General features: G+C 32.9%; 21 protein-coding genes and 1 tRNA gene. 5 read left to right on the top strand and 17 right to left on the bottom strand.

What is annotated here, in order from left to right; translation table 11 throughout:
• The first annotated feature begins 93 nt into the window (after nucleotides 1-93).
• From fliQ to C6H31_RS04825, 4 genes are read left to right on the top strand one after another with little or no spacing between them, the layout of a single operon-like run.
• On the top strand, nucleotides 94-360 hold the full coding sequence (fliQ, locus tag C6H31_RS04840) for a flagellar biosynthesis protein FliQ (protein WP_104697685.1): 267 nt from the start codon (nucleotides 94-96) through the stop codon (nucleotides 358-360).
• Between the two features lie 6 nt (nucleotides 361-366).
• Nucleotides 367-1,146: a UDP-N-acetylmuramate dehydrogenase gene (locus C6H31_RS04835; RefSeq protein WP_104697684.1), complete on the top strand. Its 780-nt coding sequence runs from the start codon at nucleotides 367-369 to the stop codon at nucleotides 1,144-1,146.
• A gap of 20 nt (nucleotides 1,147-1,166) precedes the next feature.
• The gene (gene traF / locus C6H31_RS04830) at nucleotides 1,167-2,906 is read left to right on the top strand and encodes a conjugal transfer protein TraF (protein WP_104697683.1); all 1,740 of its coding nucleotides are present in this window, start codon (nucleotides 1,167-1,169) and stop codon (nucleotides 2,904-2,906) included.
• 5 nt (nucleotides 2,907-2,911) lie between these two features.
• Nucleotides 2,912-3,115, top strand: a complete 204-nt coding sequence (locus C6H31_RS04825; protein WP_104697682.1) for a tautomerase family protein — start codon at nucleotides 2,912-2,914, stop codon at nucleotides 3,113-3,115.
• A 9-nt stretch (nucleotides 3,116-3,124) separates the two neighbouring features.
• On the opposite strand, the gene C6H31_RS04820 is transcribed toward C6H31_RS04825, so the two are convergent.
• The 9 genes from C6H31_RS04820 to C6H31_RS04780 all read right to left on the bottom strand — a co-directional run bounded on the left by C6H31_RS04820 (nucleotide 3,125) and on the right by C6H31_RS04780 (nucleotide 10,943).
• On the bottom strand, nucleotides 3,125-3,823 hold the full coding sequence (locus tag C6H31_RS04820) for an outer membrane beta-barrel protein (protein ID WP_104697681.1): 699 nt from the start codon (nucleotides 3,821-3,823) through the stop codon (nucleotides 3,125-3,127).
• Nucleotides 3,824-3,895: 72 nt separating this feature from the next.
• Nucleotides 3,896-4,876, bottom strand: a complete 981-nt coding sequence (locus tag C6H31_RS04815; protein WP_104697680.1) for an iron-sulfur cluster assembly scaffold protein — start codon at nucleotides 4,874-4,876, stop codon at nucleotides 3,896-3,898.
• A complete protein-coding gene (locus tag C6H31_RS04810) occupies nucleotides 4,876-6,051 on the bottom strand; it encodes a NifS family cysteine desulfurase (protein WP_104697679.1) in 1,176 nt (391 codons plus the stop codon). Before C6H31_RS04810 ends, C6H31_RS04815 begins: the two co-directional genes overlap by 1 nt.
• A 120-nt stretch (nucleotides 6,052-6,171) precedes the next feature.
• Nucleotides 6,172-6,522: a holo-ACP synthase gene (gene acpS, locus C6H31_RS04805; protein WP_104697678.1), complete on the bottom strand. Its 351-nt coding sequence runs from the start codon at nucleotides 6,520-6,522 to the stop codon at nucleotides 6,172-6,174.
• Nucleotides 6,523-6,524: 2 nt separating this feature from the next.
• Nucleotides 6,525-7,040 (bottom strand): flagellar basal body-associated protein FliL, encoded by a 516-nt coding sequence (gene fliL / locus C6H31_RS04800; RefSeq protein WP_104697677.1) that lies wholly within the window; start codon nucleotides 7,038-7,040, stop codon nucleotides 6,525-6,527.
• A 3-nt stretch (nucleotides 7,041-7,043) separates the two neighbouring features.
• On the bottom strand, nucleotides 7,044-7,646 hold the full coding sequence (rsmD, locus tag C6H31_RS04795; protein ID WP_104697676.1) for a 16S rRNA (guanine(966)-N(2))-methyltransferase RsmD: 603 nt from the start codon (nucleotides 7,644-7,646) through the stop codon (nucleotides 7,044-7,046).
• Nucleotides 7,633-8,004: a hypothetical protein gene (locus C6H31_RS04790; protein WP_104697675.1), complete on the bottom strand. Its 372-nt coding sequence runs from the start codon at nucleotides 8,002-8,004 to the stop codon at nucleotides 7,633-7,635. Before C6H31_RS04790 ends, rsmD begins: the two co-directional genes overlap by 14 nt.
• Nucleotides 8,001-8,549: a hypothetical protein gene (locus C6H31_RS04785; RefSeq protein WP_104697674.1), complete on the bottom strand. Its 549-nt coding sequence runs from the start codon at nucleotides 8,547-8,549 to the stop codon at nucleotides 8,001-8,003. The genes C6H31_RS04790 and C6H31_RS04785 overlap by 4 nt, the downstream gene beginning before the upstream one ends.
• Complete coding sequence (locus C6H31_RS04780) at nucleotides 8,550-10,943, bottom strand: molybdopterin-dependent oxidoreductase (protein ID WP_104697673.1); 2,394 nt, start codon at nucleotides 10,941-10,943, stop codon at nucleotides 8,550-8,552. It abuts the gene before it with no gap.
• A gap of 80 nt (nucleotides 10,944-11,023) precedes the next feature.
• On the opposite strand from C6H31_RS04780, the gene C6H31_RS04775 reads away from it, so the two are divergent.
• Complete coding sequence (locus C6H31_RS04775) at nucleotides 11,024-11,233, top strand: hypothetical protein (protein WP_104697672.1); 210 nt, start codon at nucleotides 11,024-11,026, stop codon at nucleotides 11,231-11,233.
• A 64-nt stretch (nucleotides 11,234-11,297) separates the two neighbouring features.
• Here the strand turns inward: C6H31_RS04775 and C6H31_RS04770 are convergent, their stop codons facing one another.
• The 8 genes from C6H31_RS04770 to dnaK form a co-directional block, all read right to left on the bottom strand.
• Nucleotides 11,298-12,743, bottom strand: a complete 1,446-nt coding sequence (locus tag C6H31_RS04770) for a catalase (RefSeq protein WP_104697671.1) — start codon at nucleotides 12,741-12,743, stop codon at nucleotides 11,298-11,300.
• Between the two features lie 521 nt (nucleotides 12,744-13,264).
• Nucleotides 13,265-13,339, bottom strand: a tRNA-Asn gene (locus C6H31_RS04765).
• Between the two features lie 73 nt (nucleotides 13,340-13,412).
• Nucleotides 13,413-14,666: a nucleotide sugar dehydrogenase gene (locus tag C6H31_RS04760; RefSeq protein WP_104697670.1), complete on the bottom strand. Its 1,254-nt coding sequence runs from the start codon at nucleotides 14,664-14,666 to the stop codon at nucleotides 13,413-13,415.
• Nucleotides 14,659-15,756, bottom strand: a complete 1,098-nt coding sequence (locus C6H31_RS04755) for a DegT/DnrJ/EryC1/StrS family aminotransferase (protein ID WP_104697794.1) — start codon at nucleotides 15,754-15,756, stop codon at nucleotides 14,659-14,661. The genes C6H31_RS04760 and C6H31_RS04755 overlap by 8 nt, the downstream gene beginning before the upstream one ends.
• Nucleotides 15,749-16,321, bottom strand: a complete 573-nt coding sequence (locus C6H31_RS04750) for an acyltransferase (RefSeq protein WP_104697669.1) — start codon at nucleotides 16,319-16,321, stop codon at nucleotides 15,749-15,751. Before C6H31_RS04750 ends, C6H31_RS04755 begins: the two co-directional genes overlap by 8 nt.
• On the bottom strand, nucleotides 16,321-17,262 hold the full coding sequence (locus C6H31_RS04745; protein WP_104697668.1) for a Gfo/Idh/MocA family protein: 942 nt from the start codon (nucleotides 17,260-17,262) through the stop codon (nucleotides 16,321-16,323). Before C6H31_RS04745 ends, C6H31_RS04750 begins: the two co-directional genes overlap by 1 nt.
• Nucleotides 17,262-18,314: a non-hydrolyzing UDP-N-acetylglucosamine 2-epimerase gene (gene wecB / locus C6H31_RS04740; RefSeq protein WP_104697667.1), complete on the bottom strand. Its 1,053-nt coding sequence runs from the start codon at nucleotides 18,312-18,314 to the stop codon at nucleotides 17,262-17,264. The genes C6H31_RS04745 and wecB overlap by 1 nt, the downstream gene beginning before the upstream one ends.
• 166 nt (nucleotides 18,315-18,480) lie before the next feature.
• Complete coding sequence (dnaK, locus tag C6H31_RS04735) at nucleotides 18,481-20,349, bottom strand: molecular chaperone DnaK (protein WP_104697666.1); 1,869 nt, start codon at nucleotides 20,347-20,349, stop codon at nucleotides 18,481-18,483.
• Between the last annotated feature and the right edge of the window lie 21 nt (nucleotides 20,350-20,370).

Here is a 20,370-nt window from a genome sequence, read left to right as displayed (position 1 = left end):
ATTTAAGAATAAAGTGCTTATTTTAGCAATAAAACCTATGCTTTTAGTGTATTATTTTGGATAATAATTTTTTAGACTACAAAGGATGGATTCTTGGAATCTCAATTAATGGCTTTGGCAATTGAAACATACAAAATTACTCTTATTATTTCTCTACCAGTTTTACTTGCAGGTCTTATTGTGGGACTTTTAGTAAGTATATTTCAGGCAACAACCCAAATCAATGAAATGACGCTATCCTTTGTTCCTAAGATTTTAGCAGTTGTGGGTGTGATTATTTTCACCATGCCTTGGATGTTAAATATGCTCCTAGATTATACAAGAAAGCTGATAGAGCTCATACCAACTTTTATTGGATAAATTTTAATGACTAAAATGATTGATTTTTCTAGGTATTTGAGCTTAAAAATTGGATCAATTTTGCCTGTTAGTATTATTGATGATTATGCATATGATAAAAATCTAAGAATTATAGGGTTTGGTTACAATCTTTTAGTTTCCCCACAAGCAAAAAATTTAGCAATCTTGAGTGATCGGTTTGATTATATTAAAGAGGGTCTAGGTTTTATTGAAATTGGTGCAAGCACCAGAAGTACTAAGGCTTATAAATACTTTTTAGATAATGACTTGGGTGGGTTAGAGTTTATTGGCTCATTGCCTGGAAGTATTGGTGGGCTTGTTAAAATGAATGCAGGAATGAAAGAGTTTGAAATAAAAAATACTTTAGATTCTGTTTGTATTGATGGAGATTGGATTTCTATAGAGGATCTTGATTTTTCTTATAGAAGAACAAGTATTAATGGAGTGATTTTTGCAGCAAGATTTAAAAAAATAAAGGGGTTTAATCAAAAACTTTTAGATCTTTTTTCTCAGATGAGAAAGGTGCAACCCAAAACACTAAGTTGTGGCAGTTGTTTTAAGAATCCTGTGGGAGATTATGCTGGAAGATTAATTGAGGCAGTTGGGATGAAGGGCTTTTATATCAATGGTGTGGGTTTTTCTGATAAACATGCGAATTTTTTGGTAAATGTAAGCAGAGGGATTGCTGATTATGATTCTGCAATCAAAGTGATTGAACTAGCAAATAAAAAAGTTTTTGATAATTTTGGTATAGAGATGGAAAAAGAGGTTATAATACTAGAATAATTAAAGGATGAGGAATTGTGATGAAGTGTCTTCTAAGAGGATGTAATCACAAGCACCTAATTTTACCTGTTGTAGGTTTGCTATTAGGGAGTTTAAAGGTATCTGCCTTGGAATTTGGAGGGTTGGGCAATGTCTCAGCTGGAATGGGTGGTGCTGGTGTAGCTCTAAAAAATTCTCAGTGGGCAATCTACTATAACCCTGCATTATTAGGGGTGAATAAGAAGAGTAGATTTGGATATAGTTTTGGTGTTTCAGTGAAGGAAGAAAATCTCATTGCCCTCACAAAAGTAGACTTCAAAAATCTACAGAGTCTCCCAGATCAGATTAGCGGTTTGTTTTCAGATGCAAAAAATAATAAGATTAATATTGGTCCTCGTAATTTTATTTTATCAAGTGCCCTAGATCTAAAGGGATTATCAGAGTTAAAGATGGGTGGATACTTTGGAGATGTTATTGATAACTTAGTTGGTAATGGGGATGATTTTGATAAGGTTCTTGGAGATATAATGACTTCTGCAGGAGTGTCTCATAATGGAGAAGCGATAGAGGATTTTCAGAATGCTCTAAAAGGAGAAGATGGGGATAAACTTTTTAATGCTTTTAAAGAAAAGCTTCAAGAAGCCAGTAAAGAAGCAGGTGGCAATGCAATATTTGATAGTTTGATTGATAATTTAACTTATGAAAATGTAAGTGGGATTGTGGATTTGGTAGGTAGTAGTGGCGGAGATGTAAGTATTGATAAGGTTTTAGATAAACTTGGTGGTATCAAGCTCTCTTTGTCAAAGGATGCAAAACTAAATAAAGCAATTAAAGATATTGCCTCAATCCAAAATACATTAAAACATAATAATTTTTCAGTCGTATCTCAGAATGGTTTAACTGTTCAATTGGCTCCTCATGGAAGTGTGGGTGGCTTTGGAATGGGGTTAATTTTTGATGCTTTTGTGAGTGGGTCTGCTGCATTAGATCAAAAATACAATCGGATTATTGTAAATTCAGGTGATAAATATGTGGAACTTGGAATCAACAATGATGGTATCACTGTGGATACAGCGGATAAAAATAGCTATAATAGCTCTTCTATTTTAAGTCCTAATGCAAAACATCATATTAGTGCCACAGGGCTTGCAGTTGTGGAAATTCCAGTAGGTTATGGCCATAGTTTTGATATAGGTTTTGGAGAACTTAGTATTGGTGCATCAATTAAATATCTTCAGGGAATTGGTTATAATATTTCCCAAACTATTGCAATTGATAATGTATCCAAGGTCAAGCTACCCACAGTGCCTACGATCTCTCAAAATTTTGGTATAGACCTAGGTGCTTTATATAGTGTTGGTGGTTTTAGCTTAGGTTTTGTTGCAAAAAATATCAATAATCCAGGATTGAAAGTAAATAGTGATAAGACGGTTTATTTGAATCCACAGCTTAGAGCTGGAGTTTCTTATGAGTGGAGTGTATTAAGTTTGGCATTTGATGTTGATATCTTACCTAATAATACTCTCTCTTATACTGTTCCAAAGAATCAAATGATTGGAGGGGGAATTATGTTTGATTTTAAATATTTTGATATAAGGGCAGGGGCAATGTATGATCTTAAAGGATCTCATAATGATGGTGTTGTTTTGACAGCTGGTTTAAATATCTTTGGATTTTTTGATATCGCAGTGCAAAGTGGTTTAAATCTTATAAATTTGAATGATAAAATAAAAATACCAAACAATCTGAATATAAAGATTGGTGGTGGATTTAGTTGGTGATTTAAATGCCTTATATTGATATAAAAGTTGCTGGAAAATTGAGTTTAGAACAAAAGAGAGCGATTGCAAAAGAAGTCTCTGAAACCTTAGAAAAGATAGCTAAAAAGCCAAAAGAGAGTGTTTATATTTCTTTTACAGAATTTGGTAGAGATAGTTTTGCTAAGGGAGAAAATATTCTTGAGGACCTAGATAAAAAAATGAAAAAATAATCTTTCTATTTATTGGGGTTTTGTTTTTAAGAGGTATTTTGTGTTGTCAAAGGGATTCTCTTTAACTGTCTCCTGTCTTTTAAATGGAATTGAGAATCTGTAAGTATAGGTAAGATCGATAGTATAAGGACTATAGAAGTAAAGACTATTTCCTTGTAGTGGTCCAGAGCTTGCAACTTTATAAGTAATATCCAATCTATGATCAGTAGTGAAAGCTAAACTTAAGCCAAGTTTTGCACCAATACTAAATGAAAAGCTTTGATAGGATTTGATCTGTGTCAATCCTAAGTTAATGCCAATAATAAAGCCTATGGGATTTTTCTTTCTTGCAAAAGCATCAATTAATAGATCATAATTAATAAGTAAATTTGAGGAATTGATTGTTCTTTCTCCAATATGAAAAGTGTCATCAAATTCAAAGCTTATTCTTGCACCAAAAATATTAGGAGGAAAGGGTGATAGCAATCTTGTAAAGTCTTGATAACCTACTAGAAAGTGATATCCATATGAAGTTATATTAGAAAAGGTATGACCACTTAGATATTGTGTGCTAAGGGATGGAAGCCCTAATCCTAACCCAACAACAATACCACTTTTATTTTTACCATCAAACTTGTCTTGAATAAAAGTTGGACTAATTGCAGAAGAAGGTGTTTGTGCAAAAAGAAAATAGTGGCAAAAAATTAGAGCTACAAATACTCTTTTCAACAAAACCTTCTTTCAAAAAATTTTCACTATTGTATCAAAAATAGTTTGCTTCCAAATTTCAAAGTTCAATCCTTAAACTGGTAAAACTCTAATATTTGAATCTAACTTCTCTTGTAAAACATTTTCAATAGCAAATAGTGTGCCTGTAGAAGCACTTGCACATCCATTACAAGCACCCATATAACGAATGTAAATATCAATATATCCATCACTGCTATCTTTAATATCTAAAACTTCCATATCCCCACCATCCATAATTAGCATAGGGCGAATTGTTTCATCAATTGTCTTATCCACAGCTTTGATCTTTTGAACCATTGTCATTTCTGAGAAAGAAAGAGTTCCTAGATTAATTTTTTGAGCATTCTCTTTTAGTTTTTGAGATTCCATTTCATTTCTTACATCTCTTAGAATATCAACAAGATAGTATTTTCTTTCTTCATGTCCTCCAGGTTTAATACAGCTCTTACAAAAAGCTCCTGCTTTGGTATATTGTGTAATTTCCTCTACAGTTTTTAGGTCATTTAATCGAATTACTTCTTTGATTGTAGAAAGACTTACTCTAGCACATTCACAAACAATGATTTCTTCCTCAAAATCTTCCATATCTTTGCCTAAATAGAGTGCAGCAGCCTTCTTGATAACATCATAGGCCATAACCGAGCAGTGCATCTTTTGTCCAGGTACTGCTGGAGTATCAGGATCATCTCTTAGGGCATTTTCTACATCAAGATTAGTAATTTTTACCGCTTCTTGAACCTTTTTACCCAAGCAAAGCTCAACCATCATATCACTACTTGCAATTGCAGTTCCACAGCCAAAACTTTTAAATTTAGCATCAATAATAACATCATTAGAATCCACTAACCAATAAAGTCTTACAGCATCTCCACAGGATTCTGCACCATAATCAGCTATAATTAATTTAGCATTTTTTTCATCCGCATCTTTTTGGGTTAAAACTCCTAAGTGTGTTGGATTATCCATTCTTTCGCTAACTTTTTTAGAATAAGCATCCCAAAGTGCTCCACCAATTAGATCATTCTTTGCCATTATAAACTCCCTTCATAAGAACTTGAAATTTTTCTTAATCTATCAATTGCTTTCTTAAAGATCTCTATTGTGTAATCAATTTCTTCTTTTGTATTAAATCTTGATAATGATACCCTAACTGCTGTGTGAGCTAGTTCTTTATCTGCTCCTATTGCAACCATTACAGGATTTGCTTCCAAGTCTTCACTTGCACAAGCACTTCCAGTAGAGCAAGCAATTCCTGCTTTATTTAAATCCCACAGCATTGCTTCTCCTTCAATACCTCTAATGCTAATTAATGTAGTATTTGGAACACGATTTTCTCTATTTCCAACTACAAAAACATCAGGAATTTGCAATAATGCATCTTCTAGATGATTGCGCAACTCTAAAACAGTAGAGTTCTCATAAGGTAAAGATTCTTTTGCAAGCTTCATCGCTTCACCCATACCTATAATGTAGGGAACATTAAGTGTCCCGCTTCTGCGTCCTCTCATATGTTCGCCACCATGGAATAAAGGAGTGAGATTCACGCCTTTTTTGATATAAAGACCTCCAATACCCTTTGGTCCATGAAATTTGTGAGCTGAAAAAGAAAGAAAATCTACATTTGCTTTTTGAACATCAACAGGGATTTTCCCAATCGCTTGGACAGCATCTGTATGAAATAAGACACCCTTTTTCTTGCAAATTTCTCCAATCTCTTCTATCGGAAAAATTAATCCAGTTTCATTGTTAGCCCACATAATACTAACTAAAGCTGTTTCATCTGTTATTGCCTCTTCAACCTGTTCTGCAGTGATATTTCCATTTTTATTGATTCCTAGATAAGTAACCTTTACACCCAGAGTTTCTAAGAATCTGCAAGTTGCTCCTACTGCAGGATGTTCAACTTCGGTTGTAACAATATGATTTTTTTTACCATTTGCAATCAAGTCAAAATATATACTTTTTAAAACCCAATTATTTGATTCTGTTGCACAAGAGGTAATAATGATATCATCTTCTTCTCCAGCATTAATACCATCATATAACTTATTGAAAGCATCATGTAGCGCTGGATGGATTTCGGTACCAAATTTATGGAGAGAGTTTGGGTTGCCATAATATTGATGGAAGAAGGGTTCCATCAATGTTGCTACTTTTGGATCTATCATAGTAGTAGCATTGTTGTCTAAATAAATGCGTTTTTGCATATCTTTTGTCTCCTAATTAATACATATAATAATTTAGTATATTGATTTATTGATTGCCCAGTATTCTGAGCGGGAATATTATATAGTAAAACATAAAAATAATTTGTAGAATCTTGAAAATCATTGAGTAATTACTACAGCGATAGCAAAATCTGTTTCATGTGTGATACTCAGTTTTAAATCATTAATTTGAAAGAGTTTTTTCTTTTCCTCTGTGATTGTAATAAGTGGCGCATTTTTTGTATTTTTTGTAATTTCAATATCCATAAAACCAAGATCTTTACCAATGCCTGTTCCAATGGCCTTAGAACAAGCTTCTTTGGCAGCCCAAAAACCAGCTATGGTTTGGGGATTATTATGGGTGAGTATGATTTCTTGTGGTAGGAGAAATCTTTGCAAAAACTTTTGAGGATTTTTTTGAAGGATCTTATGGATTCTTTTGATAGATACAATATCAATGCCAATTTGCATTGCTATTGCACCACAAATTCTGTAAAGAAAACATTCTTGATAAAACCATCTGCTAAGATTTGGTTAACGCGCTGTAAAATCTCATCCTTTATACGCTCTTTTCCTTTGGTTGTGACAATTTCTTCAATGGATTTTGAAGATAAAATATCAATAATAATATCTTGAACGACTGTCGTTTTTTGATCTATTTCTGCTTGGAGTTTTGGATTACTAAGCTCTAAGGTAATAGAAGTCTTAAGATAACGCCTGCCATTTTGTGTAACAAGATTGACAACAAATGGTTTAGCAATCGGATAAAGGGGTCCAAGATTGAGAAGATTCGCATCCTTTGAGGATAAAATACCAGGTTTTTGTTGTGTTGCCTCAGGTTGCGTATTTTCTTGATTTTTCTCACTACCACTTAGTAATAAGAAAGCAACTAGAGCAACAACAACTATCAAGAAAACAACCGCCCCAATAATTACAAATAGGAGAGCTTTACTCTTTTTTGGTTCTTGTTCTATTTTTTCTTCAGCCATTTTTTATAACTCCTTATTGGCATAGTAAGCTAAACCACTCTTTCCAAACCTTTTGGTCTTTATTATACTAAAATCTTTAATGTTTTTTGGCATCTCATAGGAAGTGTAAAATTCAAAGATAACTAGAAAAGTGCTATCCTTATTTTGTATTTTTTCCACAAGATTAAAACACTTCATATAAATATCGGCAAAATTTTCTCTAATAGGAAAGGGAGGATCAAAAAAAAGAATAAAGTTTTTTAATTTGGAATTTTTAATGATTTGAGGCAATAACTCAAAGCTGTCACCAAAAAAACTTTTAAACTTAAGAGTAGGGAATTTGTGATAAATCTTTTGTAAATTTTGGTTTAAAATTTCAAAAGCCTGCTTGTCTTTTTCTATAAAATTTGCTTCCAATGCCCCACGACTTAAGGCCTCTATTCCTATAGAACCCGTTCCTGCAAATACTTCAATAAATCCAAAATTTGTAATAACTGGCATTAGAGTATTAAAAAGGGATTCTTTTAAAATAGCCTTGCTAGATCTTGTAGTGTCATAACTAGCCATTTGTAGCCTTTGGTTTTTAAGTAAGCCACCTATGACTTTTATTGTATTATTGTTTTTCATCACGATGAAGCGCTTGATAGATTTGTTTTGAGAATTCTTGCAAAAGATGATCAATTTTTGTTTGTATTTGTGGGTCTGTAATATTTAATAACTCCTTTGGAATACTATTTGAAATTATATTTTTTTTCACCCGTGTATGATAAAAGTTTTGTAAATCCTTAAATAGACTTACAGGAGTAAAGGGCTTTTTGATATCTGATTCTCTGGATTGGTTAAGTAGGCAAATGGGCTTTTCAATTTGTAGAGCAATATCAGAAATAATAAACTCTGCTTCTGTGTAAGAAGTTAAAAATTCACTCAAGTAATATTCTAATGACTTTTGGAGAAGTGTTGATTCGCACATTACGCATATTTTCACTTTGTATCCTTTTTTGGATTTGAAAGATAGCCATCAGAGGCATTAAACTTCAAGTAATCAAGAACCTGTCTAGATTCCAAATCATCAAATACAGTAAACTCTTTCATCGTGTTAAAGATGCTTTTCCATTCCAACACGGAATAATCTTTTGGAGAAATTGCCATATGGCATATTGAGCATTTATTATAATATATTTTTTTTGTTTCACTCCAAATGTTATTTAGGTCTTGAGATAGTTTTTGTTTAGAAATTGCAACTTCAATAGTGCTAGAGTTATTGTCTTGATGAAAAGCAATAAGTGGCATAGACATATCTTTTGTGGCATATAGAGTAAGTGGGTCATTTTTTTTTATAAAACCTTGAAATCTCAAGATGGTTTTATCTCCCAATTCCTTAATTTTTTCTCCACCCATTCCTCTAAAGGCAATTCCAATTTCATTTTTTCCATTAGAATCAAAAACTTCTGTATTGTCATCAATCACATATAGCATCTCAGAAAAAGCAAAACTTATTAAATAGATTAAAGATATTAAAAATTTCTTCATTTAACCACCTATAATACTTGGAGGAAGAATGGAATGATAAGGCCTAATCACTTCTCCCGCATCAAGTTTCTTTATATTTACCAAAGTTGAATTGACAGCAATGGCTTGTGCCATCTGACTTGTAGTGTTTGATGAAGTAAGAACATTTACGCAACCTGAGTTGCACCTTGGATTTTCTTCTTGGGGATTTTCGGGGTCATACCAAGAGCCCGCACAAATTGCAATAACCCCTTTTCTAATTTTGCTTGTGATGACTGCGCCAACAAGTATTCTTCCCTCATTGTTATAAACTTCTACAATTTCACCATTTGCAATATCAAGTCTTGTTGCATCTTCAGGGTTAATCATCATAGGTTCTCTTCCTTGGATTTTATAAAGATTTCTAATCCAAGTGTTATCTAGTTGAGAATTAAAGCGATATTTTGAGTGTGGGGAGAGTAGATGGAATTTATTGTCTTTGCTTTTTGTTTCAAGCCATTCTTTGGGTTTAAACCATATAGGGTGGCCTTTAAAATCTGCCAAGTTGAAAGAGGAAAAGATTTTTGAAAAAATCTGTATTTTTCCACTTTCTGTAGCAAGTTTATATTTTATAGGATCTTTTCTAAAATCTGAGTATCTCACATAATGACGAGCTTCCTTTGGAATCTCAAACTCCACAAAACCATCTTTCCAAAATTGATCAAAATCCTTAAAAGAGGGCCCATCACCTTGATTATAAAATTCTTGAAGCCATTCTGAGTTGGTTTTTGATTCTGTGTAATTTTGTCTAAGATCCTCTCCACCAATCTTTTGAGATAATAATTCAAAAATCTCAAAATCACTTTTAGATTCATATAAGGGATTGATGACTTTTTTCATTGCATAAATTACACTCTTAGAATGAAAGCTCCCAAAGCTAATATCATCTCTTTCAAAAGTGGTAGTTGATGGAAGAACAATATCTGCCATTTTTGCAGTTGGAGTCCACCAAGGATCATGGACTATGATTGTATCTAGAGTCCTAAGAGCTTTAATAAGTTCATTTGTGTTGGGTTGATGATTTACCAATGAGGACCCACAAATATACATCAGGTCAATTTTTGGGTACTTGATTTTTTTCCCATTAAAATTAATTTCTTTATTAGGATTTAAAATTGCATCAGAGATTCTTGAGGCAGGTATTCTTAGTTGTGTTTTATTATATCCTTGAATGAGTGGAGATTGTATCTTATATCCAGATACAGCCTGCCCACCTCCTAAAAAATGCATACTTAGACCAAAACCACCACCAGGAAGTCCAATTTGACCAATCATACAAGCTAGGGTTATTAGTGCCCAATCAACTTGTTCTCCATGAGAGGATCTCTGCATTGACCAATTGCCCGCTAGAAATGTTCTTGTGGAAACAAAAAGATTAGCAAGTTCTTTAATCTTTTTAGAAGGGATTTGAGTGATTTGTTCTGCCCATTCTGGAGTTTTTGCAATCTTATCAGTTTTCCCCAAAAGATAAGGCAAAAATGTTTCAAATCCATCTGTGTATTTTGAAATAAAGGTTTTGTTGTATTTTTTAGTGTGGTAGAGGTGATGCATCATGCCAAGCATAAGTGCAACATCAGTATTTGGTTTAATTTTTATCCATTCTGCCTCAAACATTTCTGCAGTTTCAGTGTAGATAGGATCAATGCAGATAAATTTAATACCAGCCTTTTTGTATTGTGGATAATAAGTATCGTTGAGGTGATTTGCAACTACATAATCAACACGATTGTTCTTAAATAAGTCAGAACCCCATAATACATAAACCCTGCAATTTTCAATTATTTCTTCGTGTGTAGTCTGTGGAGCATAAACTTCCATATCCCCAATAATTGTAGGATTTACTTTTGAAGCAGCATCATTGCTATACCCCCCATTGGTTTCAATTACTCCACCTAGAGCTAGATTGAAGAATCTGCTAGCTACTATACTAGGATTATGCAGTCTTCCTGTGTGTTTCCAAGCACTATAACTTGCATTATAGATATTGTGGTTTGGGATTTCTTTTAGCTTTTTGGCAATTAGATCCAAGGCTTCTTCCCAGCTTACCCTGACAAACTCCTCTCTACCGCGTAATGATTTGTGATTTTCTTTATTTTCCAAGTAACTTTTTCTCACACACGGATATTTAACTCTTGTATCTGAATAAGTTTGATCAATCAAGGCTTTTATTGTAACTGAAGGGTTAAAATCATGTTTTTGTGCTTCAATATCCTTAAAAATTCCATCTTCTACTTTTGCATAAAATGGTCCAAAATGTGTAGCATGTGGAATCTTTTCAATCTTCCTAAAGATTCCAGCACTGTGAAGGGGTTGTAAATGCAATCCAAGGACACTTCCAGTTGTAAATTTTAGTATATTGCGTCTTGATATAGCCATTTTAACCCTTTTTTGTTGTGGACTTTTAATTATAATTATAGCAGACCACATTTAGTATTTACCTACTTTGGAGGAGTTTAATGGCTTGTAAGTTTTGTCCAAAAATCAAAAAGTATGACTTTTTTTTCATTATTTTTGTATGTTTGGCAGTATGGGGTTTTGATAAATACAGAAGTTACAATGTAGAAAAACAACAACAAAAAGAGGCAGAGTACTTCAAGGAATTACAAAAAAAATGTCTATTTGGAGATAATAATGCTTGCAGGGAGGCTTATGGCAACAAAGAGTAGGGTGATTTTTAGATTAATTAAGAGACACTATCATCCTTAGAAAAGCTCTAAGGATGATAAAGGATTAAAGAACAAGTTCTGCTACGCGTTTGCCATAATTTGGATCAGCTTTTTTGAAATGTTCAATCTGTAATTTTTTGATCTCTACAGGAACCCCTTCCATAGCCTCTTTTATATTTTGACAAAGGCGTTCTTTTTCTTCATCACTAAGGAGGCGATATAAATCTCCAGCCTGTGTATAATAATCATCATCCTCAACTCTATAATCCCAGTTATAAATATCAGTTTCCCTCTCAAATAAACTCACATCCAATTTTGGCTCTCTTGCCCCAATGTCTTCCTGATAACCCGGTATAGAACTAGGATTATAATTCATATAGCCACCATAATTTCCATTTTGCATATATCCATCTCTATGAGTTGTATGGACAGGAACTCTTGAGGCATTTACTGGTAGTTGATCGTGATTAATACCAAGTCTATATCTTGCTGTATCTCCATATGCAAATAATCTACCTTGAAGCACTCTATCAGGACTATAACCAATTCCTGGGACTATATTTGCTGGATTAAAGGCAGATTGCTCTACTTCTGCAAAATAGTTATCAGGATTTTTATTTAGCTCTACAATTCCCACTTCAATAAGCGGATAATCCTTTTGACTCCAAACCTTTGTTAAATCAAAAGGATGGAATCTATAGGTCTTAGCATCTTTTTCTGGCATGATTTGTACGCACATTTTCCACTTGGGATATTCTTTTCTTTCAATTGCTTCAAATAAATCCCTTTGGTGAGATTCCCTATCTTTTGCAATTAGGCTTTCAGCCTCCTTATTTGTAAGGTTTTCTATACCCTGCATTGATCTCATATGAAATTTCACCCAAAATCTTTCATTTTTTGCATTGATAAAACTAAAAGTGTGACTACCATATCCGTGCATATGACGATAAGTCCTTGGTATTCCTCTATCGCTCATCAAAATTGTAACTTGATGTAAAGATTCTGGAACCTTACTCCAAAAATCCCAAGCAGCTGTCATATTTCTAAGGTTTGTTCTTGGATCTCTTTTTTGAGTGTGAATAAAATCGGGGAATTTTAAAGGATCTCTTATAAAGAATATAGGAGTATTATTCCCTACCAAATCCCAATTCCCATCCTCTGTGTAATATTTCATTGCAAAGCCTCTAGGATCTCTTTCTGCATCTGCTGCTCCTTTTTCACCAGCAACTGTTGAGAATCTAAAAAAACAGGGAGTAGTTTTTCCAATTTCACTAAAAATTTTTGCTTTTGTATATTGTGTAATATCATTTGTCACAGTAAAGATTCCATAAGCTCCACTTCCTTTTGCATGAACAACTCTCTCAGGGATTCTCTCTCTATTGAAATGTGCTAATTTTTCTAAAAACCAAGTGTCTTGTAAAAGCATCGGCCCTCTAGGACCCACTGTTAGAGAATCTTGATTGCTTCCTATGGGAGCTCCGACGCTATTGGTTAAAGTAAAGTGCTTCATTTTTTCTCCTTTTTTAAAATTAACTAAAACCAGTTTCATTGTAAAAATCAAAAAATAATAAATAGTAAATAATAAAAATTATCATTTAATTCTAACTAGAAAAAATAATACCTAGAAGAGATGCTTATCATGTATCAAATCAATGTTATAGAGTAATAGAAAAAATTAAGAATAAAAGATGAAAATTTATCAAGCAGTAAGAAGATTGATTCTTTTAAAACTTAAAGATATGTTTGTGGTTTTGCTTATAAGGTTTTAATCATGCGATGTAGGTAATCATTTTGGATTGAGAGAAAAGTAAAAACCTTGCTTAAGTTTTTCTACCATAAAAGAGGAGGGGGATTGATTTAATTTTGTGAAATATCTTTTTGTGCTATAAGCTTATTTTTTAGTTATTAATCCTAAGAGTTTATAAATCACTAATTAGAAGCTATTTGATTCTTTTAAAATTTACTTGAAATGATACAAACTTTCACACATTTTTTACGAAGTATTTTGTAGAAATTATTAGAAGTAATTAGTGGCTCCGGATGTAGGATTCGAACCTACGACCAAGCGGTTAACAGCCGCCTACTCTACCGCTGAGCTAATCCGGAATGTTTAAACTGTTTTTAGTAAAAACAAGAGCTGCAATTATAAATAAAAATAGTAATAGAGTCAAGAAAAAAGTTAAAGTTTATAAATATTTTTTTGTTTTTTCTTTAAAATCCCTTTAATATCAAAAATAAAACCATTGGATTGCAAGAAATTATCAAAATTAAGATCTAAAAAATATTGATGAGGAATTGCAAGAATGCAAACATCAAAGGTGTGATTTTTTATCTCTTCAATATGATGCAATCTCACTTGATAGGTTTGAAATACCTCATCTTTATCTACTAAAGAATCAAAAATATCCACTTTGCAACCATATTCTTGCATTTCTTTTAAAACTTCAAAGACTTTCGCATTGCGTATGTCTTTACAATTTTCTTTGAAACTCGCACCAAAAATTGCAATTTTTGCCCCAATGGGGCTAATTTGATGTTTTGCTAAAAGTTTAATGACTTTTTGAACAATAAAGCTTGGCATCATATCATTAATAAATCTGCCCGAAGAGATGACCTTTGGGTGATAGCCATATTCATTGGAAATATGTGTGAGATAGTAGGGATCTACGCTAATGCAGTGTCCCCCAACCAATCCTGGGGTAAAGGGTAAAAAATTCCATTTTGTCTTTGCCGCTTTTAAAACTTCTGAAGTATCAATCCCTAAGCGATCAAAAATTATACTCAGCTCATTTACAAAGGCAATATTTAAATCCCTTTGAGCATTTTCAATAGCCTTAGCTGCTTCTGCAACTTCAATACTTGGAGCTAAATAGGTCTTTTTTACAATACTTTTATAGAGTTGGTTAATTTTTTTTGCACTGATGTGATTGCTACCTGAAGTGATTTTTGTAATATTTGTGAGTGTATGTGTTGAATCGCCAGGATTGATCCTTTCAGGAGAATACCCTACAAAAAAATCTTGATTAAGTTTTAGATGACTGATTTCTTCTAATAAAGGGATGCATTCTCTTTTAGTGCAAGTAGGGTAGGTGGTAGATTCATAGATTACAATATCTTGCTTTTTTAAATATTTTGCGACACATTTTGTTGCATTAAGTAATAAAGATATGTCAGGCTTTTTATAAGAATCTACAGGAGTAGGAACAGTGATAATATAAATGTTGGCATCTCTTAGTTCTTCTTCTTGATGAGTAAAATAAAGCATTTTAGATTCTGTAAAATCTGTAACTTGTTCATTGAAATCTTTAAAATTTTTAAGGGATTGGATTCTGTTGATATTAATATCAAAGCCTATTGTAGGGTATTTTTTTCCAAATTCTATGGCTAAGGGAAGTCCAACATAGCCAAGCCCAATGACAGCAATTTTATTCATAAAAGTTCCTAATACTATTGCAGATATATTCTATTTCTTCTGTTTGAAGATATGGGTTTAGAGGAAGACTTAAGATATTTTTAGAGCAATAGATGGCATTAGGAAAATTTTTGTCATCAAAATGAAGATAGTTAAAAGCTTCTTGATGATGCAAGGGTAGGGGGTAGTGTATGGCAGTTGGTATTGCTTTTTGCTTCAAAAATTTCTGCAATGCATCTCGATGGGTGCTTAAGATGCTAAATTGTGCAAAAGTGCTAGAGTGTTGATTTGAGATAATAGGAAGTTGAATAGGTAGATCTTTTAAAAGTTTAAAATAAAGATTTGCAACTTCTTGTCTTTTTTGAATCTTTTGGGAAAAGTATTTTAATTTTACATTAAGTATATTTGCTTGAAGGGCATCTAATCTTGCACTAATTCCAATCTGACTATGATAATACCTCTGCTTTTGACCATGAAGCCTTAAACTAGCTATTTTTTTGCTTAATGATTCGTCATTACAAAAGATGGCCCCGCCATCTCCAAAGCACCCTAGGGGTTTGGCAGGAAAAAAGCTTGTGGTTCCAATTGTACAAAGATTCCCACTTTTTTTATTTTTATAGGTTGCACCAAAACTTTGAGCCCCATCTTCTATAACAGGCAAATTATATTGTGATGCAATTTGATTGATAAAATCCATATTAGGGGTTTGTCCAAAAAGACTAACAACAAGGATGGCTTTTGTTTTTTTTGTAATAGATTGGGCAATAAGCTCTTCATTTAGATTAAAGGTTTTGGGATTAATATCTATAAAGACAGGTTTTGCCCCCAAAAAAGCAATCATTTCAGCACTTGCAAAAAAACTAAAATCAGTGGTGATAACTTCATCACCCTGTTTAATACCAAGCGCCATTAAGGCCAAAAGTAGGGCAGATGTACCACTTGAGCATGTGATTGCATATTTACACCCTACAAAATTTTTTAAATTATGTTCTAGTTGCTCTATAGCTTCCCCCATTATAAACTGGGAGGATTGTAATGTTTTGCTAATTGCTTGATTAATCTCTTCTTGGTGTTCTTGGTACTCCAAATTTAAATTTGCAAAATCAATCATTTTCACAAATTACCCTATTATTTTTTAAATAGTAAAAGCATTTTTCATCTTTGCTATAAGCTTTTTGTTTATTAAATATAAGTTTATTGCCACTTTTATCTACCCATCCAATTATTCTAGCAGGATTGCCTACCATAAGGGCATAATCTTTTACATCTTTTGTAACAACAGATCCTGCCCCAATTAATGCATATTTTCCGATAGTATTGCCACACACAATAGTTGCATTTGCGCCAATAGAACAACCTTTTTTTAATAAAGTTTTTTTAAATTCTTCTTTCCGGACAATAAAAGATCGAGGGTTAATTACATTGCTAAAAACAACAGAAGGGCCTATAAATACATCTTCTTCACATTCAACACCTTCGTAAATACTTACATTATTCTGCACCTTGCATCCTCTTCCAATCTTTACATTTGGACCAATTACACAATTTTGACCAAAAGAACAAGATTCTCCTATTATGCTATTTTTCAAAATATGACAAAAATGCCAAATTTTAGTGTTTTTACCTATTTTTACATCAGCATCTATAATACTTGTGGAGTGGATGAAATATTCCATTAACAAACTTTTTTACAAAATGGATGATAGTCGCCACTAAGTGGTGTGGTGGGAGCATTTCTTATTTGATAAATCATCTCAATACAAGGACGTACATCTTCTAATCCAAACCCTTTGCCTTCCAAAATATTTTTATAGCTTTTTATATGAAGTTCTTCAAAACCTTTGCTAAATTCAATTTCTTCATCTTCGAGGATAATCGATCTATAGGTACGATTTTTTTGATCTGGAAGGTAATTGGCATTAATGGATAGGAACCAGCAGACATCGGCATTTTCTAGTTCCAAGACCCCGCTAGCAGTGTCTTTTGTATGAAGTTTGACTTTAGATTCTTTTACTTCGCCAAAGATATATTGCAACATATCAAAAAAATGTACCCCAATATTTGTTGCAATTCCACCACTTTTGGCAACATCTCCCTTCCATGAGGTAAAATACCAATTTCCTCTAGAAGTAATGTAGGTTAGTTGCAGTTTATATCGCTTTTTTGGTGTAGCTTGTAGTTCTTCTTGAATTTTTTGTTTTAAACTAATGATGCTTGGGTGCAATCTTAGTTGTAAGATATTATAAACCCTTTTTTGATTTTTCTTTTCTAAATCTATTAGGGTATCTATGTTCCAAGGGTTTAATACAAGAGGTTTTTCACAGATTGCATTTGCATTGTTTTTCAGTGCAAAGCGTATATGGCTATCATGCAAGTAGTTTGGGGAGCATATACTTATATAATCAATAGGAATGTTTTTGGATTCTAATTTACTGATATGTCGGTCAAATCTCTCAAATTCTGTAAAAAAATGGGTTTGTGGAAAATAAGAGTCTAAAATCCCCACAGAATCTTTTGGATCTAGAGCACAAAGAAGAGTATTGTTTGTTTCTTTGATTGCTTGTAAATGTTTAGGAGCTACATAGCCACCAACTCCAATAATTGCGAAATTTTTCATTATAAAGCCTTTAGTGTTTGGATAATTTTTTGTGCACTATCCCCATCACCATAAAAATTTTTATAGGATTTTTTAAAAGATTGTGAAATATTATCAAAAGTTGCAAGAATTTTTTCTTTATTACTACCCACCAAGAAATTATATTGATATTTTATAAGCTCTATCCATTCACTAGTTTCTCTCAAAACTATACAGGGTTTTTTAAAAAAATAAGACTCCTTTTGCAATCCTCCAGAATCTGTGAATACAAGTTGAGTGTTTTGCAATAACCAAATCATTTCAAAGTAGTTGAGAGGATCACAAAAAGTAATACCAGGATATGAGGATGGGTAGAGATTTCTCTTTAGTCTAGGATGTATAGGAAAGATGATTTGAATTTTTTTAGAGATGGTGTGAATTGCATCTAAAATTTGATCTAAAATTTCTGGAGTATCTGTGTTTTGTGCTCTGTGTAATGTACATAGAGCAAATCTTTCTTGTAAAGAAAAGTTGGGCTTTTTGGCATAAGAAACAAAGAGTTTGCTTGAATCTAACATAATATCTCCCACATTTTGAATCATATATTGAGGTGCTTTAAAACCTTCATTTTTTAGATTTTTTACTGCGTTGTTTGTGGGACAAAATAATAGTTTTGATATTTTGTCAGTAATAATACGATTGATTTCTTCGGGCATTGAGTGGTCAAAACTTCTAAGCCCAGATTCTACATGAATGATTGGAATATTGAGCTTACTACTAGCTAATGCCCCAGCTAGAGTAGAATTTGTATCTCCGTATACAAGAGTAAAGTCAGGCTTTTCTTGTAATAAAATTTTTTCTACATTAACTAAAATATTTGCGGTCATTTGAGCATGGGATTTTGATCCGCTGTGAAGTTTATAACTGGGCGTTGGTAGTTTTAGGGTATTAAAAAATACATCACTCATTAAAAAATCATAATGTTGCCCTGTATGTACAATCACTTCTTGAATATCATTGTTTTTAAAAGCAAGACTTAGGGGAGCTGCTTTGATAAATTGGGGTCTAGCACCTAAAATTGTTAGAATCTTCATCTTTTAGATTTTAATATTTTTATAGATTCTATAAAATCTCCAATTCCTTTACCCCAAAGCATCCTTGCAATGAGTAAAAATTGTTTTAGCAAGACAATCCCCTGAAAGTAGTTTTTATCAGGGGATTATACTAGTTTTTATCAAAAATAGAATCTATTGAGGTATTTTATTCTACTTCTGCATCAATTACATCATCATCTTTCTTGGCACTAGAGTTTGATTGTGTATTTGTATTTGCTTGAGCACTCTGTGCAAGATTTTGAGCTACTTCTGATAACTTTTTCATTTTTTCATCAATTTGCTCTTTGCTAGCATTATCATCTTTTAAGACCTCTTTGAGTTCATCAATTGCAGCTTGAATCTTTTGTGCTTCATCACTAGAAATCTTATCTTTAGATTCATCTAACATTTTTTGAGTCTGATATACAAGATTGTCTGCCAAGTTTCTTGATTCTATTGTAGCTTTTCTTTTAGCATCTTCTTCTTTGTGTAATTCCGCATCTTTTACCATTTTTTCAATTTCGCTATCACTTAGGCCACTTGAACCACTGATTTTAATTTCTTGAGATTTTCCACTAGTTTTATCCTTTGCACTAACAGTTAGGATACCATTTGCATCAATATCAAAGGTCACTTCAATTTGAGGTACGCCTCTTGGTGCAGGTGGGATACCTTGAAGATCAAATCTACCTAGAGATTTATTGTCCTTTGCCATTTCTCTTTCACCTTGTAAAACAGAGATTGAAACAGCTGGTTGATTATCTTCTGCTGTAGAGAAAGTTTGAGTTTTCTTAGCCGGAATTGTAGTTCCTCTATCAATCACTTTTGTCATCACACCACCAAGTGTTTCAATACCAAGACTTAAAGGAGTTACATCAAGCAATAAAACATCTTTAACATCACCTTTTAAAACACCACCTTGAATTGCTGCACCAATTGCTACAACTTCATCAGGGTTAACAGACTTGTTAAGCTCTTTTCCAATAAATTCCCTTACTCTTTCTTGAGCTTTTGGGATTCTTGTAGAACCACCAACCATTACAACTTCAGAAATATCACTTTTGCTAAGACCAGCATCTTTGATAACAAAATCAATCTTGCTGATTGTTTGTTCAATTAAATCATCAATAAGATTCTCAAACTTTGCTCTTGTAAGTTTTTTTACTAGGTGTTTTGGACCGCTTGCATCTGCTGTGATAAATGGCAAATTAATCTCTGTCTCTTGAGCACTTGAGAGTTCTTTTTTTGCATTTTCTGCTGCATCTTTTAATCTTTGAAGAGCCATTACATCAGCTTTAATATCAATGCCAGTTTCGCTTTTAAATTCTTCTGCTGCCCAGTCAATAATTCTATTATCAAAGTCATCTCCACCAAGGAAAGCATCCCCACCAGTAGCTAAAACTTCTACAACATTATCTCCTGTTTCTAATACAGTAACATCAAAAGTTCCACCACCTAGATCATAAACCATAATTTTTTCAGATTCTTTTTTATCAAGACCATAGGATAAAGCTGCAGAAGTAGGTTCATTAATAATTCTAAGGACATTAAGTCCAGCAATTGTTCCAGCTTCTTTTGTAGCTTTTCTTTGTGCATCATTAAAATACGCAGGAACTGTGATGACAGCTTCTGTTACACTTTCTCCTAGATAACTCTCTGCATCTTCTTTAAGTTTCATAAGAATTTTTGCAGAAATCTCTTGAGGCGTATAGGTTTTATCAGCAATTTCAATTGCACAAGCGCCATTTCTATCAACAATTTTATAAGGTAATCTTTTTTCAGCTTCTTTAGCCTTATCCTCATTAAACATCAATCCCATAATTCTTTTAATTGAATAAATAGTTTTTTGAGGGTTTGTGATTGCCTGTCTTTTTGCAGGCTCACCTACTAATATTTCACCTTTATCAGTAAATGCCACAACCGAAGGAGTAGTGTTTTTTCCTTCCTTATTTGTGATAATTTTTGCCTCATTACCTTCATATACTGCCATTGCAGAGTTTGTTGTTCCCAAATCAATACCAATTACTTTTCCCATTTTTTCTTCCTTTCTTAAAGT

This window comes from Helicobacter sp. 'house sparrow 1' (assembly GCF_900199585.1).
GTDB lineage: Bacteria > Campylobacterota > Campylobacteria > Campylobacterales > Helicobacteraceae > Helicobacter_H.
Note: the sequence above shows the minus strand (reverse complement) of the source record. Positions and strands in the feature narration are given on the sequence as shown.

Bases quoted from the DNA above. Each gene is read 5' to 3' on its own strand.
- C6H31_RS04835 (WP_104697684.1), top strand. From the start codon at position 367: ATGACTAAAATGATTGATTTTTCTAGGTATTTGAGCTTAAAAATTGGA.
- traF (WP_104697683.1), top strand. From the start codon at position 1,167: ATGAAGTGTCTTCTAAGAGGATGTAATCACAAGCACCTAATTTTACCT.
- C6H31_RS04825 (WP_104697682.1), top strand. From the start codon at position 2,912: ATGCCTTATATTGATATAAAAGTTGCTGGAAAATTGAGTTTAGAACAA.
- C6H31_RS04815 (WP_104697680.1), bottom strand. From the start codon at position 4,876: ATGGCAAAGAATGATCTAATTGGTGGAGCACTTTGGGATGCTTATTCT.
- C6H31_RS04810 (WP_104697679.1), bottom strand. From the start codon at position 6,051: ATGCAAAAACGCATTTATTTAGACAACAATGCTACTACTATGATAGAT.
- acpS (WP_104697678.1), bottom strand. From the start codon at position 6,522: ATGCAAATTGGCATTGATATTGTATCTATCAAAAGAATCCATAAGATC.
- fliL (WP_104697677.1), bottom strand. From the start codon at position 7,040: ATGGCTGAAGAAAAAATAGAACAAGAACCAAAAAAGAGTAAAGCTCTC.
- rsmD (WP_104697676.1), bottom strand. From the start codon at position 7,646: ATGAAAAACAATAATACAATAAAAGTCATAGGTGGCTTACTTAAAAAC.
- C6H31_RS04785 (WP_104697674.1), bottom strand. From the start codon at position 8,549: ATGAAGAAATTTTTAATATCTTTAATCTATTTAATAAGTTTTGCTTTT.
- C6H31_RS04780 (WP_104697673.1), bottom strand. From the start codon at position 10,943: ATGGCTATATCAAGACGCAATATACTAAAATTTACAACTGGAAGTGTC.
- C6H31_RS04775 (WP_104697672.1), top strand. From the start codon at position 11,024: ATGGCTTGTAAGTTTTGTCCAAAAATCAAAAAGTATGACTTTTTTTTC.
- C6H31_RS04770 (WP_104697671.1), bottom strand. From the start codon at position 12,743: ATGAAGCACTTTACTTTAACCAATAGCGTCGGAGCTCCCATAGGAAGC.
- C6H31_RS04760 (WP_104697670.1), bottom strand. From the start codon at position 14,666: ATGAATAAAATTGCTGTCATTGGGCTTGGCTATGTTGGACTTCCCTTA.
- C6H31_RS04755 (WP_104697794.1), bottom strand. From the start codon at position 15,756: ATGATTGATTTTGCAAATTTAAATTTGGAGTACCAAGAACACCAAGAA.
- C6H31_RS04750 (WP_104697669.1), bottom strand. From the start codon at position 16,321: ATGGAATATTTCATCCACTCCACAAGTATTATAGATGCTGATGTAAAA.
- C6H31_RS04745 (WP_104697668.1), bottom strand. From the start codon at position 17,262: ATGAAAAATTTCGCAATTATTGGAGTTGGTGGCTATGTAGCTCCTAAA.
- wecB (WP_104697667.1), bottom strand. From the start codon at position 18,314: ATGAAGATTCTAACAATTTTAGGTGCTAGACCCCAATTTATCAAAGCA.
- dnaK (WP_104697666.1), bottom strand. From the start codon at position 20,349: ATGGGAAAAGTAATTGGTATTGATTTGGGAACAACAAACTCTGCAATG.